Consider the following 22,198-nt stretch of genomic DNA (forward strand, 5'->3'; position numbering starts at 1 on the left):
AATTTGAGAATAATCCGCACCTATTAAAACCTTGCCTTCTTCTGCAATAAAAGCTTTTCTGATTCTTCTTCCTTCTTCTGTTTTAATTGGTATATTCTGCAAATTAGGATTTATTGAAGAAAGCCTGCCAGTTGTTGTTGAAGTATTATTAAAATTAGTATGAACCCTTTTTGTTTTTGAATTAATTTCTTTCTGAAGTGCAATAATATAAGTATTTAATAATTTAGAAATCGATCTAAATTCCAATATTTTTTCAGCTATAATAAATCCTTCAGCAGATAAATTTTCCAGCACATCAGAATCGGTAACATATTGACCTGACTTAGTTTTTTTAGGAGCAGGCAATTTTAATTTTTCAAATAAAATTTCACCTAATTGCTTAGGTGATGCAATATTAAATTCAGAATTAGCTAATAAATAAATCTCTTTTGTTAAATTAATAATCAAATTATTAAATTCACTTTCAAGATTTTTTAGAATTTCAATATTTAATTTAATTCCATTTTTTTGCATATTTAATAAAACAGAAATTAATGGAATTTCCATTTCATAATAAATAAAATTTTGCTTAGAATTAAATAATTGATTTTTTAATTTAGTATAAATTTGTGGAAAATATTTTATTTTTTGCTCATCTTTTTCAATATGCTCATTAAAAAAAGAAGAAATCAAATAATCTAAATTATATTTTTCATTTGAACCATTTAATAAATAGGAAATTAATTTAATATCATCAAAATATTTTGGCAAATTATTAAAAATATTTTTCTCAATTAAATTTTTCGCATCAAAAAAAATAAATTTATTATTTCCCAATAAAAAATATTTTTCTATAATTTCAAAATATTCATTTTTTTCATTTTTTACTGAATCAAATAAGTCATTAGCCTCATTAGAATTAATTTTATTTGTGATATTTATATAACATAATTTCTTACCATCAAAATTTACTTCTAATTTACTCGTTTCACCTTCAGTAAAATTAATAAAAACCTCACAAGATAGATGCCTGTTAAATAATGAAATCAAATCAAAAGGTTGAGATAATTCAACAAATTTAACTTCGTTTAGAAACCCAATAGAATTTGCTGACTTACTTATCTTAGTTAAATTTAATGAAGAATTAAAATTATTTTCTTGAATTAATTGATTATTAATTTTTACTTTAGAAAGTAACGACTTAAAATTATATTTACTTGCAAAATCAAAAAGTGATTTTTCATCATTTTCTTTAATTCTAAAATTTTCAAAATCATAATTTAATTCAACATTAAAATCCAAAGAAATTAATTTTTTAGATAAATGTAATTTATCTATATTTTCCTCTAAAGTTTTTCTTCTTTTTTCCTGTTTTATGGAAGATAAACCATTGATTAAATTGTCAATATTTTGATATTGATTAATTAATTCGGCAGCAGTTTTAATTCCAATTCCTGGAACTCCTGGAACATTATCTGAGCTATCGCCCATTAGACTCAGAACATCTAAAACCTTATCTGGCGTAACTCCAAATTTTTCAACAACCTCATGGATTCCAATAACCCTATCCCGCATTGGGTCATACATATTAATATCTTCATCAACTAATTGCATTAAATCTTTATCAACGGAAACTATTGTAACCTTAAAACCCTCATTTTTTGCCTTTTTCGCGTAAGAGGCAATTATATCATCAGCCTCAAAACCAATTACTTCAATAGGTTCAAGATTAAGTGCAATTGCAGCTTCTCTAACTATTGCAAATTGAGGCTTCAAATCATCTGGGGCATCAGGGCGATTCGCTTTATATTCTGCATAAATTTCATTACGGAAGCTATCCTTTCCAGAATCAAAAACTAAAATTAAATAAATATTCTCCGCATTATTAGTGCTAACTTTATTTTTTAATTTCAAAATCATATTAGTAAAGCCATAAACTGCACCAACTGGAACTCCCAAAGGGCTTGTTAGCGGAGGCAAAGAGTGATAAGCCCTAAAAATATAGGAATATCCATCAACTATAAATAATCTTTTGTTTGTGGCAGTGTGCATTTTATTTTTATTTATTAATTAAAGCGAAAATTCCTTTTAATGTTTTTATTTCCTGATCAGTGAAATTATTTTTGGTGAACATATTTTTTATGTTAATCATCATATTTTTTTTCTTTTCTTTAACCTGAAAGAAGTTTTTTCTCTCTAATTGAGCTTCTAAAAAATTAACTAAAGATAAATATTCTGATTTATTAGCAATTAAATTCTTAGAATTATTATTAATTATTTTTTTAACTTTGGAATTATTCTTAAAAATCTCGTAAAGCATCACACAACAGGCTTGTGCGATGTTTAGAGAAGGGTATAAATCGCTAGTTTTTATAGTAACCATTTGATTACAAGCCGAAATCTCTTCATTACTTAGACCGCTAGATTCCCTACCAAATAATATTCCACATTTATAATTATTTATTTTTTTTGTAATTATCTTTCCTGCTTCTTCTGGATTTATAATTTCTTTTGAAATAAATCTCTTTACTGAAGCTGTTGCAGCTAAGTAACTTATATCTGATATTGCTTCTTCCAAATTTTCAAAAATTTCTGCATTATTTATTATGTCTTTTGCGTGTGCAGACATTTCATACGCTTTTTCATTAGGCCAACCATCTCGTGGGGCGATTATTCTTAAATTAACACAACCAAAATTTTTCATTATTCTTGCAACTGAGCCAATATTCTCACCCATTTGTGGCTTAGATAAAATAATATATATATTATTTAATGACATGTTTTCGCAAATAATTTATAGTTCTAAAAAATTATATACAGAGATTTATGAAAGTTGGCGATATTAATGAAAATTATAAAATTTCCCAAGCAAAAAAATTAAAAAAAATCACTACTCAATCAGGAGATTTTTCAAATTTACTCTCAAGTGATGAAATTTTTTCAGCAAATTTAACTTCTGAAACTAATTCAATTTCAGCCCTTACTAATATTAACCCATTGAACTCTATTAACTTTATTGATAGTTTTGCACCTTCAAATTCTAGGCAATTTGTGATTGAGCAAGGCAAAGATTTACTACAAAACCTTGAAAATCTCAGAAAAGCCCTTATTTTAGGTGTTTATGAACATAATTCTTTACTTAATCTTGAGGCAAGATTAAATAATATATCTATAAATGATGAAGATAAAGAAATAAAAAATATTATTGAAGAAATCAAAACTAGGGCAGCGGTAGAATTAGAAAAATTTAAGAAAAACAAAACTAAATAAGAGGTTTTACTATGGCAAAAAAAAATAAAAAAATTTCTAAGCCAGTTAAAAAATTACCCGCTAGTAAAGCTAAACCTAAGACTAAGAAAATTGTTAAAAAAGTAGAAAAGAAAATTTCTTCAAAAAAAATCACATCTGCAAAAAATAAATTAGTAAAAAAAACTACTAAAAAACCAGTAAAAAAAATTATTAAAAAGGAAATCAAAAAGCCAGCTAAGAAGCAAAATAAAGTTACGCAAAAAAAAATTATGGAAATAAAAAAGCCTTTGCCCGTAAGTAAAAATAAATTGCCCTCAAAGCCAATTAGTAAGCCTCAAAAGCCTCAAGAAATAAAAGAAAGGGAAATAATTTTGGATAATTCAAACGTTAAAGGTGAATTGAAAATAGCATTGAATCAGTCGCAACCAGCTATACTTAAAAAGCCCAGTGTGATGATGATACCATCTTTTCCGAATGCGAGAGAAAATTTTTTGGCAGAAAGAGAAAAAGAGCTTGAAAAGAAAGTAAAAACAAAGCAGAAATCGCCTGCAAATTCAAACTCAAAAATTAATAAAAAAATGGATATTAAAGGCAAAAAAGTTGAAGTTAAAAAAGATAAATCAGGCAAAATTATACTGCCTGAAAATTACAAGCCCTCTGATGATGAGCAATATATGAACCCTCTACAGGTTGAGTACTTTAGAAGAAAGCTAGAGGCCTGGAAAAAGGAATTACTTAATGAATCGAACGAAACTATTGAGCATCTGCAAGTTGAAACTTGGAATGAGCCAGACCCTTCAGATCAAGCAACTATAGTTGAGCAAACAGGCTTAGAGCTTAGAACTCGTGATAGATATAGAAAATTAATTTCAAAAATTGATAACGCCCTTAAAAGAGTTGAGGAAGGCGAATATGGCTATTGCGAAGTAACTGGTGAACCTATAGGCCTAAAACGCCTTGATGCAAGACCAATTGCCACAATGACAATCGCGGCACAAGAACAACACGAAATTGAAGAAAAATTGGCTAGAGAAGATTAGCCAATATCTAAAGAACATTCTTTTATAAGACATATAATTCATTTCTTAATGATACCCTGCGTTTGTTGCGTAGTTAATATATGAAAGTGTTTTTAAGTCTAATTTTTGAGCGTGTTTTATAGTTAACCCCGCAATAAATGTGGGGTTACAATTAGTGGTTAAGGAGCTTAAATTATTCTTAGTTAGCAATGCTACGAGGTTGCATTTAATAGGAAATAGAAAAAATTTAATATGTATAATTAATTTTTTCTAATTAAAGATGGGCATTAAATTCCAAATAATAATCTTTGAGGGTCTTCAATTAGTTGTTTAACACGAACTAGGAATGTTACAGCCTCTCTACCATCAATGATTCTGTGGTCATAAGAAAGAGCGATATACATCATATCACGCGCTTGAATTGAGCCATCAGCCATAACAACCGGGCGTTTAGTGATATTGTGAAGCCCCAAAATACCAGATTGTGGAGGGTTAATAATTGGCGTAGAAAGCATTGAGCCGTAAATTCCGCCATTTGTAATAGTGAATGTGCCACCAGTTAATTCCGCCATTGAGAGTTTGCCTTCACGAGCCATTTTTGCGAGCCTTGCAATTTCCTTTTCAATATCAGCGAAATTTATTTTATCACAATCACGCACAACTGGAACAACTAAGCCTTGCTCAGTGCCAACTGCAACGCCGATGTCATAATGGTTTTTGTAAACAATTTCATCGCCATCAATTTCAGCATTTACTGCAGGAAGTTCTTTCAAAGCTTGAACGCAAGCCTTCGCAAATAGAGACATAAATCCAAGTTTAACGCCATGCGCTGCTGCAAATTGCTCATTATATTGAGAACGCATTTTCATAAGGTTCGTCATATCAACTTCATTGAAAGTTGTAAGCATCGCCGCAGTATTCTGAGATTCTTTAAGCCTTTTTGCGATAGTTTGACGAAGTTTTGTCATTTTAACTCTCTTCTCACGCTCAGAATTATTGCTTGCTACTTTCTGAGAAGATGAGGGTGCAGGAGGGTTTGCAATCGCATTAAGAACATCACCTTTAGTGATTCTGCCATCTTTGCCAGTGCCAGATATATTTGAAGCATCAACATTATTTTCAGATGCTATTTTACGAGCCGCAGGGCCAGATTTATCTAAATTGGTTGATGGTTGATGGTTGATGGTTGATGGCTTTGCAACAGGTGCAACAGATGCATTTTGATTAGCAGGGGCAGAAACCGCAGGGGCAGCACCAGCCTTAATAACACCAAGAATTTGATCAACAACTACGGTTGTTCCTTCGCCAGCTTTGATATCTTCCAAAACGCCATTATCTAGGGCATTAACTTCAAGAGTTACTTTATCAGTTTCTAGCTCAACGAGAAGTTCATCTTTTTTAACAGCATCGCCTTTCTTTTTATGCCATTTAGCAACTGTTGCTTCTGAGATTGATTCGCCTAGAGTTGGGGTTTTGATTTCAAGCATTTTAGCTCCATATTATAATTATTTCTAGAGTTGATTTATATCATTAAAGATTAATTATCAATAAAAAAACAGGAATATTTAGGCTATTGTTAAGTAAGTATAGATTTTATTAAATTATCTGTTGTTTTTCCTCTATAATGTCACCCTGCATTTATTGCGGGTTAATGGTTGAAAGCGTTTTTAGCTTTATGTTTTGAGCTTGTTTTATGTTTAACCCCGCAATAAATGCGGGGTGACAATTCGTGTTTAAGGAGCTTAAATCTATGATTACCTAAGAATGCTGACTCTAAATTACAAAGGTGTTATAAAAAATAAAAAAAAGCCCTACAATTTTATACTATAGGGCTTTGGGTAGGTGGTATTTTAGATTATAAACTATGAAATTTCAAAGCAACCGCCAAGTCCAAGTTGCGATAAAATATTGCCTACCGTATTAGCGTCAGGGCAAGCTAAATCTCCACAAACATCTCTAAATTCTCTAATAACTAGAACATTTCCAATTTCATTACCTTCAGAGTCTCTATTTCTAAGTTCAGAATCCCAGAAAGCTTGTTCAATTGTTCCCCCTGGAGTTCTAAGTTGTCCCCATAATTCTTGTCCAACAGGGGTGTCAATCCCTTCTTCATATCTTAAACTACATCCGCTTGAAACTCTGTTTGCTGGAGAAATATCCTCATTAAAATCAAATATATTTCCTGCTGTGAATTGAGAGTTTTCAGAAATATCTACAATGCCTGCACTCATTAATGAGCTTTCTTGAACATTTTCAAATTTTAGTGAGAGTGGAGTTGAAACTCCATCTGCTTTGAAAGCTACAGCTTTAATATTTAATGAATCTAAATTTGGATTATTATTAAAAGCATTAAGTAATTTTTCTACACCATTTGCAGTTAGGTTAAAAGAATTATTGCTAATTGTGAAATCGCTTCCTCTATTAAGATGTTCAACAGAAATTCCCTTACTGTTAGTAACTTTTAAAATTGAATCTATTAATAAACTATTTGCACCTTCAAGGTCAAATAATTTTCCACCACCTAGTAATGCTGAGACATTAAAAGATGAATTATCGGCATTAAATGCATCGCTAACATTCTCAACTGATACAACAGAAGATTTTACAATGTTTTCTAATGCATTTTCAATAGAAGGTGATTGAGAGTTATTAACTATATTCTGATTTGAGGCTAAATTAATCACTGGGCTATTATAATTTTGCTGACTACTATTGAAATTAGAGCTTAAACTCAAATTAGATAGAAGTGAGTTGAAATTTAATGAAGGTAAAGTTTGAAGTGTATTAGATGTGTCTTCTGATCTATTTTCTGATAAAGTATTATCAGATTTAACTGTAATTTCTTCTTTAGTAACGCTATCAACTGGCATCATTGCCAAACCGCTATTATTAGGCAAGTCCGTTATATTTTGTTCTAGAGTTTTGTCAGCCACATCAATAATTATAATTTCTTCTTGGCTAACTTCACTAGCTTCTAAAGTGATATCTCCACCAATATTTGATTCAACTAGGTTCACTATTTCTTGAGCAAGAGATAAATCGCTGATTTCTAAGTTCCTTTCAGTTGATACACTTTCCAAGGCTTGATTTGCTGAAATGCTATTATCTTGACTTAATATTTCTTCAGGCTGAGCTTCAAATGATGAATCCATAACAAAGCCAACATCAACTGGTAAGCCTAAATCCTCTTCTTGATTTACTGGTGCTTCCTCAACAGGAGTTTCAACTAAACCTAAAGCAATTTTTGCTTCATCTGATGAATTAAATCCTGTTATTTGCTGAACTACTTCTGAGCCATGATAAATTTCTATTTCATTAACTATATTCATTAAAACCATTTTTGCACTTGGGCTTGTTTCGTAATTACTAGCACCATTTTTACTTAAATATTCTTGTAGATCTGTATATGCAGGAATTTTAGCTTGTGTAATTAAGTTAGGGATAGATGAGCCGTTTCCAATTAAGCCTATTTTTGGAACAAATACTAAGCCATCTCTAGCTGCCATATTTATTACATAGCTTGGAAGATTCTCATTTTCTGATTGTGAATATATTTCATTAATTAAGTTTGCTTCATCAATTTTATTTGGAGACTTTAAGGCGTTAACTAATTTTACATAATATTCTGTATCAGCAGGGTTTGAAGCACTGTATTCAATTATTACCTTTTTTCCATTAATTACATGCTCTCTTGGATTAGCTCCACCATTAGATGCATTCTTAAAGCTGTTTAAGAAGCCATTTTCTTGCCAGCTATAACCCATATCTTCAAGTTGCCTCCACATACTACAAGAGTGAAGTTCACCCACTTCAGAAGTTATAGTAAACTTTGATGATCTTGAGTTAGGAATTGTATCTTGTATTTCTGTTTCAAAGCTAATTGAGCCTCCGCCTAACATAGTAGCCATGCTTATTGCACTAACTGCAGAAGCCTTTGGTATAAAAGATAATGTGTTTCTATCAGGGCTTAACTGAATTATGAAATCATTTTGATTAAGCTCCATGGTGTCATCAGTGTTATGAAGATCAATTTTAACTTTAAGGCTTAATAAATTAATAAAGTCAATATCATGCCCTGCTGTTGTATCTGGTGTTCCATCAGGAAGTTCAAAGTTATGCTCTGGTTTAACATTTATAACTACAATTGGTGTAACTCCCTCTTTTATTCTAGAGGTTTTATTTAAAAAATTTGTTGTTACATCATAATATTCATTAAAACTAATGTTAGAGTCTATAACAGATGCATTATCTGGAAAATATTTTTCCATAGCGATTGCAAGCTTCTCATAAGAATCCAAATACTTTTCGTTAGTATTACTTGATTTCCAAGGTATATTTTTCATAAACTCCCCTAAGTTTGTTTCTTCTTAAAAAGTTAATTATTTGTTAATATATAATAAAATTACCTCAATTGCAACAAAATTAATAAAATTTTAAGTATATTTTAATCAAAGCCTATTTAGAAGAAAATTATAATTTGATTAGTTGAAAACTATCTTCTATAAACCTTCCAAATAAAAATAACTAAGTATTTGATTTATGTATTATATTCAATCTTTAGGGGCTTTAACTTTGAGTGGTTTAGAGGGGTTGGGGCGAACCTTCATATTTTTCTTTCAAGCCGTTTCTGCAGCGGTTACGCCTAAATTTTACCCTAAGCAAATTTTTAAGCAGATGATGGATATCGGCTTTTACTCTCTGCCAGTTGTAGGTATGACGGCAATTTTCACAGGTGCAGTGCTTGCATTGCAGAGTTATAGCGGTTTTTCAAGGTTTAATGCGGAAAGCTCTATTGCAACTGTGGTTGTTTTATCAATCACTCGTGAATTAGGCCCCGTGCTTGCAGGGCTTATGGTTGCTGGCAGAGTTGGGGCTTCAATTGCGGCAGAAATCGGCACTATGCGTGTTACTGAACAGATTGATGCACTTTCAACGCTTTCAACAAATCCACTGAAATATTTGATCGCACCACGCTTAATTGCAGGGCTTTTAACGCTTCCAATCTTAGTTTTGATTGCTGATATAATTGGTGTGATGGGTGGTTATTTAGTTGCAGTAAATAAGCTAGGTTTTAATTCATCATCATATCTTAAAAGCACTTTGGAATATCTTGAATTCAAAGATGTTTTTTCAGGTTTAGTAAAAGCAAGTATTTTTGGCTTTATAGTTGCCTTAATGGGCTGTTATCATGGCTTCCATTCTGGCAGGGGTGCGCAGGGTGTTGGCAAAGCAACAACTTCCGCGGTGGTTTCCGCATCAGTTTTAATCTTAATTGCTAATTACATAATTACTGAAGTTTTCTTTAGTGATTAATCCGGTTTTATGGATTTGGGTTTAGGGCTTAGTTTTTTCTATTATCTAATCTCCAACCTCTAATCCCTAACCACTAACTCCCAAAACAATGCTCGCAAAATCTTTCTTCACAGTTTCATTTATGACTTTGCTTTCAAGGCTAAGTGGCTTTGTGAGAGAAATTTTAGTTGCAAAATATCTTGGCACTTCCTCACTTTCCGAGGCTTTTTTTGTCGCCTTAAAACTGCCTAATTTTTTTAGAAGATTATTCGCAGAAGGTGCATTTAATGCTGCTTTTATTCCAAGTTTTTCACAAATATTAGAGAAAGAGGGCAAAGAAAAAGCTGAAGAATTTTCAAGAAATATTATAGGCTTAATGCTTGTTGCATTAAGTATTTTTACGATAATCTTTCTAATTTTTATGCCAGCGGTGATTTTCGTTATTGCCCCCGGTTTTACTGGCAAAGGCGAGATTTACAATCTTACAATTGAACTCACAAGAATTACATTTCCTTACCTCTTGTTAATCTCGCTCGCAACTGCTTTTGCAGGGGTTTTACAAAGTAATAATAAATTCTGGGCAGGTGGCTTTATGCCGGTTTATTTTAATTTATCTATAATATTTTTTCTTTTAGCACTGCCAAATTTTTTTGAAACTATTGCACATTCCATTGCTTGGGGGGTTTTTGCTTCTGGAATAATTCAGCTTATTTGGATGGGTTATTTTATGAAGAAAAATAATTATTCTTTTAAGCCTCTATTCAAAAATTATTTTGTGGATAATAAAATTATTTTCTTTCTTAAAAAATTTGCACCGGGGGCTATGGGTGCGGGTATTTTTCAAATAAATTTGATGGTTGATATTATAATTGCGAGTTTTTTTACGGGTGCAATCGCATTCCTAAATTACGCTGATAGGATTAACCAACTTCCACTTTCTCTTATAGGAACTGCAATGGGAACAGCCTTACTCCCTGAGCTTTCCAGAAGGATTTCAAACGGAGATGATATATCTGCAAAGCAGGGTTTTAACAAAGCTTTGATGATGGTAATTCTGCTCTCAATGCCAGCTTGCTTATGTTTAATAGCAATGCCTTCAACGATTATGGGAACATTATTTGAGCGTGGTGCGTTCACCGCCTCTGATACAAAGGCTTCTGCTTATGCTTTAGTTGCCTTTGCAGTTGGTCTTCCAGCTTTTACAATGAATAAAGTTTTTTCTGCAAGTTTTTTTGCTTTGAAAGATACAAAAACCCCAGTAATTGGTGCAACAATTTCATTATTTATAAATATTTTCTTTAATTTAATTCTAGCTTTTGGATTTAATAAAATAGGCTTTATGCCACATGTTGGAATGGCACTTGCAACCTCAATATCAGGCTGGTTTAACCTTGTTTTTTTATATATTAAACTCAAACAAAAAAAATCTAGCATCAGTATTGATGAATCGCTTATTTCTTCAACGATAAAAATCTTTTTACTCTCATTTTTAGTAGCAGTAATTTGCTATATTTTATCCTCAATTTTAGGCTATGGCTTTAGAAAATTATTTTTTATAATTTCTCTGGTTTTATCCATTTATTTTGGTTCTGCTATATGGTTAAAAATAATTTCTCTAGCAGAGGTAAAAGCATTTTTTAAGAAAGCGAAATGAATATAAATAAAAAATATATTTCCTCCTCTAGTAGGAGAAAAGCGAGATCAATTTCACCAGAGAAAATGCGTTTAATGGTGGAGTATTTTCCTGAGATTGCCATAAAAAGCCCAAATTCTATGCTTGGCTTGGAAATTTCTGAGGTGCTTGTTAAATCTCACGAATATAAAAATATTTGCCTTGAAATTGGTTTTGGCGATGGTGAGCATCTAATTAATCAAGCGGAAAATAATCCAGAGAATTTATATTTTGCGTCAGAGCTATTTTATAATTCAATCTGCTCAACAACTCTAAAAATATATAATAAAAAATTAAAAAATATTAGAATTTTTGATGGTGATACAAGATATTTTCTTGAATCTTTAGCTTTTTTACGCAGTGAAATTTTGTCAAAAATTTATGTTTTATTTCCTGATCCTTGGCCAAAAGAAAAGCATTCTAAGCGTCGTCTAATTAATAAAGTTACCCTAGATTTATTAAATAAAACCCTTAAAAAAGATGGTGAAGTAATTATCGCTAGCGATAAGGAAGTTTATATTAATTGGTGTTTAGAAATTTTCAAAAATGATGAAAGATTTATTTTATCAAATGAGCTAGAAACCCAAAAACCCCATACAGGCTATATCACAACAAAATATCATTCAAAAGCCATTGAGGAAGGTAGAGAAGCAAGATTTTTGTTTTATAAAAAGAAGAGAGATTAACTCGCAACTTTGACTCTTAGCCACAATTGTCACCCCGCTTTCAATTCGGGCTGACGATATATTTGTTTTAATTCTCAAAATCTATTTTTAGTGAGCACTAGAATTAACCAAGCTAACACCGTAAGGTTTGATTAGGTTAGAGATTTTGGATTTTATTTCCTCAAGATTTTCTTCAGAAGTTGCTTCCGCTCTTATAGAAATTGCATTCTGCGTATTTGATGAACGAAGCAACCACCAGCCATTAAGCTCGGTTTCTTTAATTCTCACGCCGTCAATTTCGTTGATTTCTTGTGGTGATTTTTCAGCGAGCATTTTCTCTTTTATATCTGCAACAATTTTTATTTTCGCTTCTTCGCTTACAGAAATTCTATATTCTTCCGTGCTGAAAGAATTTGGCAATTTATCATAAGCATCAGAGGCTTTAAGCTTATTTTTAGCAAAGTAATCAATCAGCCTAGTTGCTGCGTAAATTGCATCATCATAACCATAATTTTTATCAGCAAAAAAGATATGGCCACTCATTTCACCTGCAAGTAAAGCACCAGTTTCTGCTAATTTTTGTTTTATGAATGAATGACCAGTTTTCCACATAACTGGCTTACCACCAAGCTCCACAACTTTATCAAAAAAAGTTTGGCTCGCTTTTACATCTGCAATTATCGTTGCGTTTTTATTTTCTGAAATAATATCATCAGCAAAAAAAGTAAGGAGTTTATCCCCCCAAATTATTCTGCCTTTGCCATCAACCGCACCAATTCTATCGCCATCACCATCAAATGCGATGCCGAAATCGCAATTATTTTCCCTAACCAAATCTATTAATTGCACTAGATTTTCCGCAACTGTTGGGTCAGGGTGATGTGCTGGAAAATTCCCATCAATTTTTTCATTTATAAGAAAATGCTTCGCGGGAATTTTTTTTACTAACTTTGAAACAATCTCGCCAGCCGCACCATTCCCAGAATCCCAAGCGATACGCATATTTTTTAGAAAATCAGAATTTATTTGCGTTATAGAATTTAGCAATTGATTAAGATATTCCTCACGAACATCAATTTCTTCAATACTTCCAGAGCCATTTTCATAATCTGCATTTTTGCAAATAACACCAATTTCTTGAATTTCCTCACCAAAAAGGGGGGCTTTATTATACATCATCTTAAAACCATTATGATTCTTAGGGTTATGTGAGCCTGTAATCATAATCCCTGCATCAAGATTATATTTCTTAACTGAAAAATATAGCATAGGACTTGCACCAAGCGTAATTGCTACAATTTTTGCACCGCTTTCTAAAATTCCCTCGATAAGATTTTTTCTAATTTCAGGTGAACTTAACCTGCCATCAAAACCTACTGCAATAGAAGGTTTTTTATTTTTTGTTTTTCTAATAACTTTAGTTGCGAATGCTTTTCCGATATAAAACGCATCTTCAATTTGAAGCTGAGAGCCAACTTCCCCCCTAATATCGTAAGCACGGAGCGTTACTGGATTTATAATTCTATTTTGATTTTCTTTTTTAATAGTTTCAGCTTTCATAGTTCCTTGGAAAAATTTTTTAAGAACCCTAAATAAATTTTCAAAATAATCAACCCTAACCCCCCTTCCCTACTCAAAATAAATATTCCAGAATGATATAAGCACTTCATTCCCGCGAAAGCGGGAATCTATAAAATAATGGATACCCGCTTTCGCGGGTATGAATTGTGAATTCAAAATAACGACAAAAAGATTAAATACCAATGCTTCAACTATTACAAAATTTTAGAAAAAATGACTTTAGTAAATTCCTTAAAAAGAGTTTTTATAGCCTCAACCCCTCTGCAAAATTTTTGAATAATTGGCATATTGATTTAATCTGTGATTATCTAAAAGCATGTGAATCCGGTGGAATAAAAAGGCTTATAATAAATATTCCGCCAAGATATATGAAATCAATAATCGTAAATGTTGCTTGGCCTGCTTGGCTTCTTGCGAATAATCCTACTAAAAGAATAATTTCTGCAAGTTACTCAAGTAATATTGCAGAAAAGCACTCGCTAGATTGTCGCAATATAATTTCTCAGGATTGGTTCAGGAAAAAATTTCCAGATACAATTTTAAGTAAAGAGCAAAACCAAAAAGAAAAATTTATGACCACCGAAAGGGGCTTTAGAATGGCAACTTCAATTGGTGGTTCAATTACTGGTGAGGGCGGAAATTTTCTTATTATTGATGACCCTAATAATCCAGCACTAATTGGCAGTAAGACATATCGCCTAAAAGTTCTTAATTGGTATGAGCAAGTTTTCTCCTCGCGTTTGGATAACAGAAATGAAGGCGTGATAATTATCATAATGCAAAGGCTTCATAAAGAAGATTTAACTGGCTTGCTACTTGAGAAAAACCCCAATTCTTGGGAAGTTCTAAAAATCCCTGCAATTATAGATGAATCTGCAAGAAAATATTTTTCTAATGCAATTATTAAGCCAAGAATTTTTGATGATAAAAATATTTTTAGGAAAATTTTTAACTTAAAACTTAATCGTAAAATTAGCAAGGGTGAGAGTTTTGCTTTGCACGCTAAACATCAATCTATCAATGATTTAGAGGCTACAAAAAAAGAAATGGGGGGCTTTGCATTTTCTGCTCAATATCTACAAAACCCTATAAATTCTGAAGATTCTATGGTTAGGCAAAATTGGCTCAGATATTATAATACAAACGAAGAAAATAAAATATTTACAAAAATCACGCAGAGTTGGGATACTGCAATTAAAACTGGTAAAAATAATGATTTTTCCGCCTGCACCACTTGGGGTGAATTTGAAAATAATTTTTATTTACTTGATATTTTTAGAGATAAATTGGATTTTCCAGACCTCAAAAAAGCCGTTATAAATCTCGCGAATAAATGGCGAGCAGAAAAAATTTTGATTGAAGATAAATCTAGCGGGCAAAGCCTTATTCAAGAGGTTTTGCGAGAAACAAAACTTCCAATAATTCCAATTAAAGTTCGGCAAGATAAGATTTCCAGATTTGCAAAAATCACGCCTTTATTTGAAGCTGGAAAAATTTTCCTGCCGAAAAACCACTCAAAAATTCAAGATTATGAAATTGAAATAACTACATTTCCAAATTCTTCCAATGACGATTTAATTGACTCCACCAGCCAATATCTCAACCATCAAAGGGATTATAAAGAATTTAATTTGCGGAGGATTTGATGGATTAATTATTTTACGCCTCTCCCGAAGGGAGAGGGCTGGGTGATTAATTTAACTAACTTTAATTCTTACTAGGTGAATTTTGAGTGGGCAAAGCTTCAGAATTATAAACAGGCCAATATATTCCTTCATATTTTTTAACCTCTTCTAGCTTGCTGGAAAAACCTGCACCATACATTGCCAGTTCATCTGGGTTGAGATATACAATTTTTGTTTTATTTCCTTCCTCAAAAAAATAAGCGGTTTTGCCATCTTTTTCTAGCGGGATTTCAACATAATCTTTTGCAGAAAATTTAGGGAATTTTTCTTTAATTTCCTTTGACATATAATCTCTAAACTCTGCAAATATTTGGTTTCTTTGCTCTTCAGTTGTTGCAGGCGTTAGCTTTCCTAATAAGAAGTTTGAGCCATCTTTTATTAAATTTTCTTGAAATTCTAGCATTCTTTTATAGGCATCTTCTGTCATTGAATATCTATTATTTTCAGCATCAAGCCCTGCGGATTTTGCTTGCTCAACATTAGCAACTACAATTTGATTCATTATCTCGCTCTTAAATTCCTCACCCATATTGGCAACGGCATCACCTTGTTTTTTGCCAACAAACAACCCAACTATTGCCCCTATTGCCTTGAATATTAGTAGGAATAAATTCATCACCGGTGTGCCATTTGGTTGCGTGATAAAATCCAATGCACCCTTTGCAAAATCCGCCTTATCCACCCCTGAGAATATTCCATTATCATCACCTGATTTAGAAAAACTTGGAGTATAATTTTCATCAAACTTAGGCTCAGAAGGCGTTACAGGCGGTGTTGGAGTGGAAGTAGTATTAACAACAGGTGATTCTGACTGAGCAAGAGGAACAAGAGGCCCTTTGCTAGCACCCAAATTTTTTGTGTAATATTCAGCCATTGCATTGGCCATACTAGCAAAAATCTGGCTTTGCCATTCTGGATTTAACATATTGGCTAAATCCTCAGCGTTTTGCATATTACCCATTTCAAGCAATACTGAGGGGATACTATAAATAGCTGTCTTTTTACCAGCTTTATCAATTTTTGCTACAGGTGCATCTCTCTCATCTTCTTTTTTTATAAACTTTGGTGTTTTTGAGCAAGAAGTAGAAATATCACAAGCTAAATCCCTAGAAAAATTAACTTTCTTTCTATTCACTAATATCTCCGGCTCTTTATCGTCATAATAAGTTATTATGCCCATCTGAGATTTTGAATCGTTACTATCAGCGTGCATTGAGATATACATTACTGCGTCATTATCCTTTGCAACTTGATAGCGTGATGGGAAATTTTCTCCCGGACCAACATTTTCTCTGGTGCGAACATCAGAAGTTAGAACAACAAAAAAGCCTTTTTTCTCTAACTCCCCCTTTAGAATTTCTGCATTAGCTTGGTTTATTTGAAATTCAGAAGTTGCACCAACTATAGCACCTGTGTCATTTTCAGAGCCTGTCCAGCCATGACCGACATCAATCACTACAACTGGAAGATTATCAGGGTTTTCAACCTTAAATTTACCCTTATTTGCATTTGCAGGAGCAGCTGGAGGTTTTGTTTTATTGGCTGGTTTTTGTGCATTTGATTGGACTTCTTCTTTCTTGGGAAATTGATATCCAGCTTGAGTTAAATTTTGCTCAGTAACATTGTAATTTTGAAAAGCCCTAACAAGAGATGAATTTGCTTGAATTTTTCTATACGCATCTATTGTCTCTTGGCTAGCACCATTATCTCCTAAAAATTTAATTGGGTTACTTCCGATTGATTTTATATAGTTTTCAATTTCAGCTAGGGATTTAGTGCCATCTCCATATTGAGATATATAATTATTATATGCTTGCTGAAATGCCTCAAAACCACTCTGATATGCTTTTTGTTTATCTTTATTAGAAGCAAGCCAAGATGCTGTTAAATCTGTTTGAACATAAAGGTTTATATCTGCCTCAAGATTTTTAGGAACTATTCCATTTGCACCAAGCAAAGTATTCCACAATAAATATTCAGCTTGCTGCTTGTTTAGCAAAATTTCACTCTTATTTAACGGAAAATTAGGCATTAATTAAACTTAAAAATACAAACAACATTAATAAAATCATCATAACATATTGTTATTATAACAAATAAACCTTAAAAAAGGGTAAAGAAATTGAAGATTTTTCTAAAATTTTGTTAAAAAAGTTGGAGTTTAGATAAGCAGTTGATTTATAAGGCGTTTTATAGTGTAAGCATTTAATAAATTTAGATTTTATCCACTTAACCGCCAATTGTCACCCCGCATTTATTGCGGGGTTAATTGTTGAAAGTATTTCCAAACCTAAGTTTTGACCTTGTTTTATGTCTTACCCCGCAATAAATGCGGGGTGACACTTTGTTTGAAACAACTAATGACTAAAGGCCAAAGCCCAGCAACCAAATACTACCCAATCATCGCATCTATTTCAAGCCAGCGGGATTCAAGTTTTGCAAGTTCTTCCTGCAATTCTGAGAGTTTTTCAGAGGTTTTTAGGAAATTTTCATAATCATCAGAATAAAATTCAGGATCTAAAAGTTTTTGATTTAATTCAGAAATTTCCTTTTCTAAATTTTCAATTTGCTGGGGAATATTATCATAATCATATTGCAATTTATATGAGATTTTTTTCGGCTTTTCCTTTTCTATAATTTTTTCTTGCTCAGAAATTTTTTGATTATTATTTGCTGGTTTTGTAGTTGTTTTTTTATTTTGTGTTTCCGCCTCTAAACTCTGCTTATATGCGAGGTAATCACTATAGCCACCAACTAAGTTTTCAATATTTCCACCACCTTCAAACGCTAAAATTCTTGTAACAATTTGGTCTAAAAAATCCCTATCGTGGCTTACTACAATCAAAGTGCCTTTATAGGCGGAAAGTATATCTTCCAGCATATCTAGCGTATCCATATCCAAATCGTTTGTGGGTTCATCAAGGATAAGTAAATTGCCGGGATTTGCTAAAACTTTTGCAAGCATCAAGCGGTTTTTCTGGCCACCTGAAAGAGTTCCCACCATATTTTTTGCGTCTTTGGGATCAAACATAAATTTCTTTAAGTAGCCACAAACATGCATTTGTTTGCCTGCAACATTAACAAAATCGCCACCTTCAGGGCATAGAGTTTGCCAAAGGGTATTGGTATTATCCAAATCAATTCGTTTTTGATCAAAGTAAGAATATATTGCCGTTTTTGAAAGTTTTACTGAGCCGGAATCCGCTTTCATCTGCCCAAGAAGCAACTTCAAAAAGGAGGTTTTGCCCGAGCCATTTTTGCCAAGCACGCCAATCCTATCACCTTTGGTAATCTTCAAATTAAATTTATCTAGGATAGTTTTTTGATTATTATTTTCGTCAGTAAAAAATTTTGAAGCATTGTAAAACTCGGCAACAATTTTACTATCAGAATCAATTTCAACTGGCTTAATTTCAATTTTTTTGATTGCGTGTTTATAGCTGGAAATATCTTGCTTTAATTTTTCACGAGCTTTTTTAATTTCCTCAACCCTGCGAACATTTCTTTTTCTGCGAGCTTTAATGCCTTTGGTTGCCCATTCAACTTCGGCTTCCATAATTTTTTTTCGCCTTTGAAGCTCACGAGCTTCTTGATCAAGCAACATCTCAGACCATTCATCAAAATAATCAAAGCCCTTAGGGCAGATGCGAATTTTGCCCCTATCAAGCCAAAAAACTTTATTGGAAATATTTTTGAGAAAAGTTTTATCGTGGCTTACGCATAAAAAAGCACCACGATAAGATTTTAGATAATTTTCAAGCCATTCAATACCAGCTAAATCAAGGTGGTTAGTGGGTTCATCAAGCATTAAAATTTCAGGCTCTTCTACTAATGAACGAGCCAAACAAGCACGCCTTAACTGCCCACCAGAGAGGTTTTTCATCAAATCATTGGGGTTGAGCTCAAGGGGTTCAGTAACAAAATAAACAAGGTAATGATAATCTTCTGTTTGCTTTTCAGGTGGAAGAATTTTGAAGATAAAATCAAAAACTTTTTCATCAGGGTTAAACAAAACATCTTGCTCAAGATAGCCAATTTTAATGTTAGGTGCGATAATTCTTTTGCCTCTATCAAGCTCTTTATGACCACTAATAATGCTCATCAAAGTTGTTTTGCCAGAGCCATTTTTGCCCACTAAGCAAATTCTATCGGTTTGATGAATATTAAAAGATAAATCTTCAAAAATTGGCTTATTACCGAAGGTAACCATCGCCTCTAAAACGGAAATTAATAAATTAGACATTTCTAGTTACTTACTTTCCTTCTTGATTAACCATTTGGCGTTTGATTTTTCGTCAAGCCACCAAGTGTCAGTTGCAAGGCCATATTTAGGGGTTTTATCAGGCTTACCAAATTTATTCCAATAAACTAAACGGAAGGCTGGCAAATTCCAATGTGGCACAACATAATAATTATGCTGCAAAACTCTATCAAGTGCAGATGCCCCATAAATTAGTGTTTCCTTATCTTTTGCAGTAATTATTGTATCAATTATAGAATCAACCACAGGGTTTTTTATACCCATAATATTGCCACTACCTTCAACATTTACCATTGAGGAATGGAACATATCCACCAGCTCATTACCTGGAACAGAACTTCCGCCAAGAGTTGTAACAACCATATCAAAATCAAAATCATCAAGCCTTCTTTGATATTGTGATGGATCAACAAATTTTGTTTTTGCGATAATGCCGAGCTTCCTTAAATTCTGCCCATAAGGCTCAATAATCCTATCAAATGTTGAGGAGTTAGTAAGGAATTCAATTTCAAAGGCTTCGCCTTTTTCATTCATTAATTTACCTTGGTTAATTTTCCAGCCCGCTTCTTCAAGTAAACTCCTTGCCTTCATTAGGTTAACCCTATTTCTGCCAGTCCCATCAGTAACTGGCGGGTTATATTCTTCAGTGAAAATATTTTCAGGAATTTTATCTTTGAAAGGTAATAAAATTTCCAGCTCTTTTCCTTCTGGAAGGCTCGTTGCCTCATATATAGAGTTTGAAAAGTAACTTCTTGATCTAGTGTAGGAGCTATAAAAAATTGTTTTATTTGTCCACTCAAAATCAAAAGCTAGTTCAAGTGCTTTTCTAACACGTACATCTGCAAACTTATCTTTTCTAAGGTTCATAGCAAAGCATTGCATACCAGTTGGCAATTTATGAGGGATTTCTTCCTTCACAAATTCGCCACTTTCTAGTTGAGGAATATTGTAAGAATTCGCCCAAATTCTTGCGATATTTTCCTGCCTCATATCATATGCACCAGCTTTTAGGGCTTCAACTGCAACGGTTTCATCTCTATAATATTCATAAGTAATTTTATCAAAATTATATCTACCGATATTAACTGGCAAATCTGCCCCCCAGTATTCTTCAAACCTTTCATATTCAATAGTTTTGCCAACATCAACTTTTGCAATTTTATAAGGACCACTGCCAAGAGGAGCTTCAAGGGTCGTTTTATCAAATTCTCTATCTTTCCAGTAATGTTTTGGAAGAACTGGAAGTTCACTCAAAATAAATGGAAGCTCTCGATTATTATCACGCTTAAAATTAAATTTTACAATTCGCTTATCTAACTTTTCAACGCTCTCAACATCAGAGTAATATGATTTGTAAAATGGATTACCTTTATTAAGTAATGTATCAAAGGTAAAAATTAAATCATCAGCAGTAATTGATTTTCCGTCGTGCCATTTTGCTTTTTTATTAAGAACAAAAATCATAGATTTTTTATCTTTCGCAACCATAACCCTTTCTGCAATTAAGGGGTATCTAGTAAAAATTTCATCACTATTTGAAACCATTAAATTATCATAAATTAGCCCTAATCCAGTCGCAGAAATCCCTTTTAGAATATACCCATTTAAGCTATCATAAGTTCCAATTGCCGCATATTTCACAGCACCACCTTTTGGTGCATCAGGGTTTACATATTTGAATTTTTTAAGATTAGTTTCAAAAGTTGGCTTGCCAAATAATTTTAATGCGTTGCCACAATAATACCCTTCAAAACAATCTTCAGAATAAGCTGGCAATGCGAAAAAAAACATTTGTATAAAAATTATACAATAGATAAAATTCGAACTAATTCTGTTTGATTTCATAATAAATTTATTTATTTGGTTTTGGGGCTTCCACTATGGTAGTTTTTGGTAGATGATATTGCAAAGTTTATCAGTTAAATCAATTTATATTTTTTACTTTAGTGTTAATTTTTAGAATAATTATTATATTATTTTTACTCTTAGCTAATAACTTCGGTTATGCTTTTGCTAACCCTAAATTATTTCAGATAAAAGCCTTTCAGGTTTATCGTATTTCAAATTATCTAGCCTATGAAAACAATGTTAAGCAAATTTGCTTAGTGGGGGATAGAACTATAAGATCAGGCTTTACAACTTTTGCTAATAGAAGCTCAAGAATTTCAGGTGCAGAGATAATTGATTACAACAATTATTCTGATAAAATGCTTGAGTGCAATATTGTTTATTTAAGCAAAAAGCTTGGAAAAGGTAATATTGAGTTTATTCTCAAAAAACTAAAACCAAACCTTGATAGAGTTATTACAATGTCTGATTATGATAATTTTATTCAAAATTACGGCGGAACGGTTGAATTTTTTAAGGTGGATAATGAATATAGATTTGCAATAAACTCTTATCAAAAAGTTAAAAAATCAATTATCGTAAGCTCTAAACTTATGGAAGCAGCCGATAGGTTGTATTAGAAGCCAAATTGCTCAAATTTACTTTGCTAAAACCATTCTATCTTTCACGTAATTGTCACCCCGCATTTATTGCGGGGTTAACCAATAAACAGGCTCAACTTAAGTTTAGAAACACTTTCAACAATTAACCCCGCAATAAATGCGGGGTGACAATTGGTGGTTAAGTGGATAATATCTATGCTAAGTAATCACTGCCTTAAAACCACCTATATTAATTCTTGAATTAAAATTCTGATTGTATTAAAAGCCGAATAGATTTTTCAAAATTTCATTTTCATTTTTTGAAATTATGCCAATTTATTACAATTTATTTTTTATAATTATTGC

General features: G+C 32.3%; 15 protein-coding genes. 7 read left to right on the forward strand and 8 right to left on the reverse strand.

Annotated elements, in window-relative coordinates:
* Both SFT90_06110 and SFT90_06115 read right to left on the reverse strand, forming a co-directional pair.
* Positions 1-2,031, reverse strand: a 2,031-nt coding sequence (locus SFT90_06110; protein MDX1950055.1) for a DNA polymerase, incomplete at its 3' end; no start/stop codon positions are given.
* Between the two features lie 7 nt (positions 2,032-2,038).
* Positions 2,039-2,758, reverse strand: a complete 720-nt coding sequence (locus SFT90_06115) for an RNA methyltransferase (protein ID MDX1950056.1) — start codon at positions 2,756-2,758, stop codon at positions 2,039-2,041.
* Between the two features lie 47 nt (positions 2,759-2,805).
* On the opposite strand from SFT90_06115, the gene SFT90_06120 reads away from it, so the two are divergent.
* Positions 2,806-3,249, forward strand: a complete 444-nt coding sequence (locus SFT90_06120) for a flagellar assembly protein FliX (protein MDX1950057.1) — start codon at positions 2,806-2,808, stop codon at positions 3,247-3,249.
* Positions 3,250-3,806: 557 nt separating this feature from the next.
* Complete coding sequence (gene dksA / locus SFT90_06125; protein ID MDX1950058.1) at positions 3,807-4,268, forward strand: RNA polymerase-binding protein DksA; 462 nt, start codon at positions 3,807-3,809, stop codon at positions 4,266-4,268.
* Between the two features lie 266 nt (positions 4,269-4,534).
* Here the strand turns inward: dksA and odhB are convergent, their stop codons facing one another.
* Together odhB and SFT90_06135 are read right to left on the reverse strand one after the other, a co-directional pair.
* Positions 4,535-5,734 carry a 2-oxoglutarate dehydrogenase complex dihydrolipoyllysine-residue succinyltransferase gene (gene odhB / locus SFT90_06130; protein MDX1950059.1) on the reverse strand — a complete coding sequence of 400 codons (1,200 nt, stop codon included), beginning with the start codon at positions 5,732-5,734 and terminating at the stop codon, positions 4,535-4,537.
* Between the two features lie 375 nt (positions 5,735-6,109).
* On the reverse strand, positions 6,110-8,590 hold the full coding sequence (locus tag SFT90_06135; GenBank protein MDX1950060.1) for a hypothetical protein: 2,481 nt from the start codon (positions 8,588-8,590) through the stop codon (positions 6,110-6,112).
* Between the two features lie 196 nt (positions 8,591-8,786).
* Between SFT90_06135 and SFT90_06140 the strand changes: the two genes are divergently transcribed.
* From SFT90_06140 to trmB, 3 genes are all read left to right on the forward strand, one after another.
* Positions 8,787-9,560, forward strand: coding sequence for an ABC transporter permease (locus SFT90_06140; protein MDX1950061.1), 774 nt, complete (start codon positions 8,787-8,789; stop codon positions 9,558-9,560).
* 88 nt (positions 9,561-9,648) lie between these two features.
* Positions 9,649-11,193 (forward strand): murein biosynthesis integral membrane protein MurJ, encoded by a 1,545-nt coding sequence (murJ, locus tag SFT90_06145; GenBank protein MDX1950062.1) that lies wholly within the window; start codon positions 9,649-9,651, stop codon positions 11,191-11,193.
* Positions 11,190-11,897, forward strand: a complete 708-nt coding sequence (gene trmB, locus SFT90_06150; GenBank protein ID MDX1950063.1) for a tRNA (guanosine(46)-N7)-methyltransferase TrmB — start codon at positions 11,190-11,192, stop codon at positions 11,895-11,897. Before murJ ends, trmB begins: the two co-directional genes overlap by 4 nt.
* 87 nt (positions 11,898-11,984) lie before the next feature.
* Here trmB and SFT90_06155 read toward each other — a convergent pair whose 3' ends face one another.
* The gene (locus tag SFT90_06155; GenBank protein ID MDX1950064.1) at positions 11,985-13,436 is read right to left on the reverse strand and encodes a phosphomannomutase/phosphoglucomutase; all 1,452 of its coding nucleotides are present in this window, start codon (positions 13,434-13,436) and stop codon (positions 11,985-11,987) included.
* A 203-nt stretch (positions 13,437-13,639) separates the two neighbouring features.
* On the opposite strand from SFT90_06155, the gene terL reads away from it, so the two are divergent.
* Positions 13,640-15,103: a phage terminase large subunit gene (gene terL, locus SFT90_06160; GenBank protein MDX1950065.1), complete on the forward strand. Its 1,464-nt coding sequence runs from the start codon at positions 13,640-13,642 to the stop codon at positions 15,101-15,103.
* Between the two features lie 61 nt (positions 15,104-15,164).
* Here terL and SFT90_06165 read toward each other — a convergent pair whose 3' ends face one another.
* The 3 genes from SFT90_06165 to SFT90_06175 form a co-directional block, all read right to left on the reverse strand.
* Positions 15,165-17,174, reverse strand: a complete 2,010-nt coding sequence (locus tag SFT90_06165; protein MDX1950066.1) for an N-acetylmuramoyl-L-alanine amidase — start codon at positions 17,172-17,174, stop codon at positions 15,165-15,167.
* 360 nt (positions 17,175-17,534) lie between these two features.
* Positions 17,535-19,385 (reverse strand): ABC-F family ATP-binding cassette domain-containing protein, encoded by a 1,851-nt coding sequence (locus SFT90_06170; GenBank protein ID MDX1950067.1) that lies wholly within the window; start codon positions 19,383-19,385, stop codon positions 17,535-17,537.
* A 6-nt stretch (positions 19,386-19,391) separates the two neighbouring features.
* Positions 19,392-21,194: an extracellular solute-binding protein gene (locus tag SFT90_06175; protein ID MDX1950068.1), complete on the reverse strand. Its 1,803-nt coding sequence runs from the start codon at positions 21,192-21,194 to the stop codon at positions 19,392-19,394.
* Positions 21,195-21,349: 155 nt separating this feature from the next.
* Between SFT90_06175 and SFT90_06180 the strand changes: the two genes are divergently transcribed.
* Positions 21,350-21,871, forward strand: coding sequence for a YfiR/HmsC family protein (locus tag SFT90_06180; GenBank protein ID MDX1950069.1), 522 nt, complete (start codon positions 21,350-21,352; stop codon positions 21,869-21,871).
* Positions 21,872-22,198: the final 327 nt, after the last annotated feature.

The sequence above is a fragment of the Rickettsiales bacterium genome (genome assembly GCA_033762595.1).
Classification (GTDB): domain Bacteria; phylum Pseudomonadota; class Alphaproteobacteria; order Rickettsiales; family UBA8987; genus JANPLD01.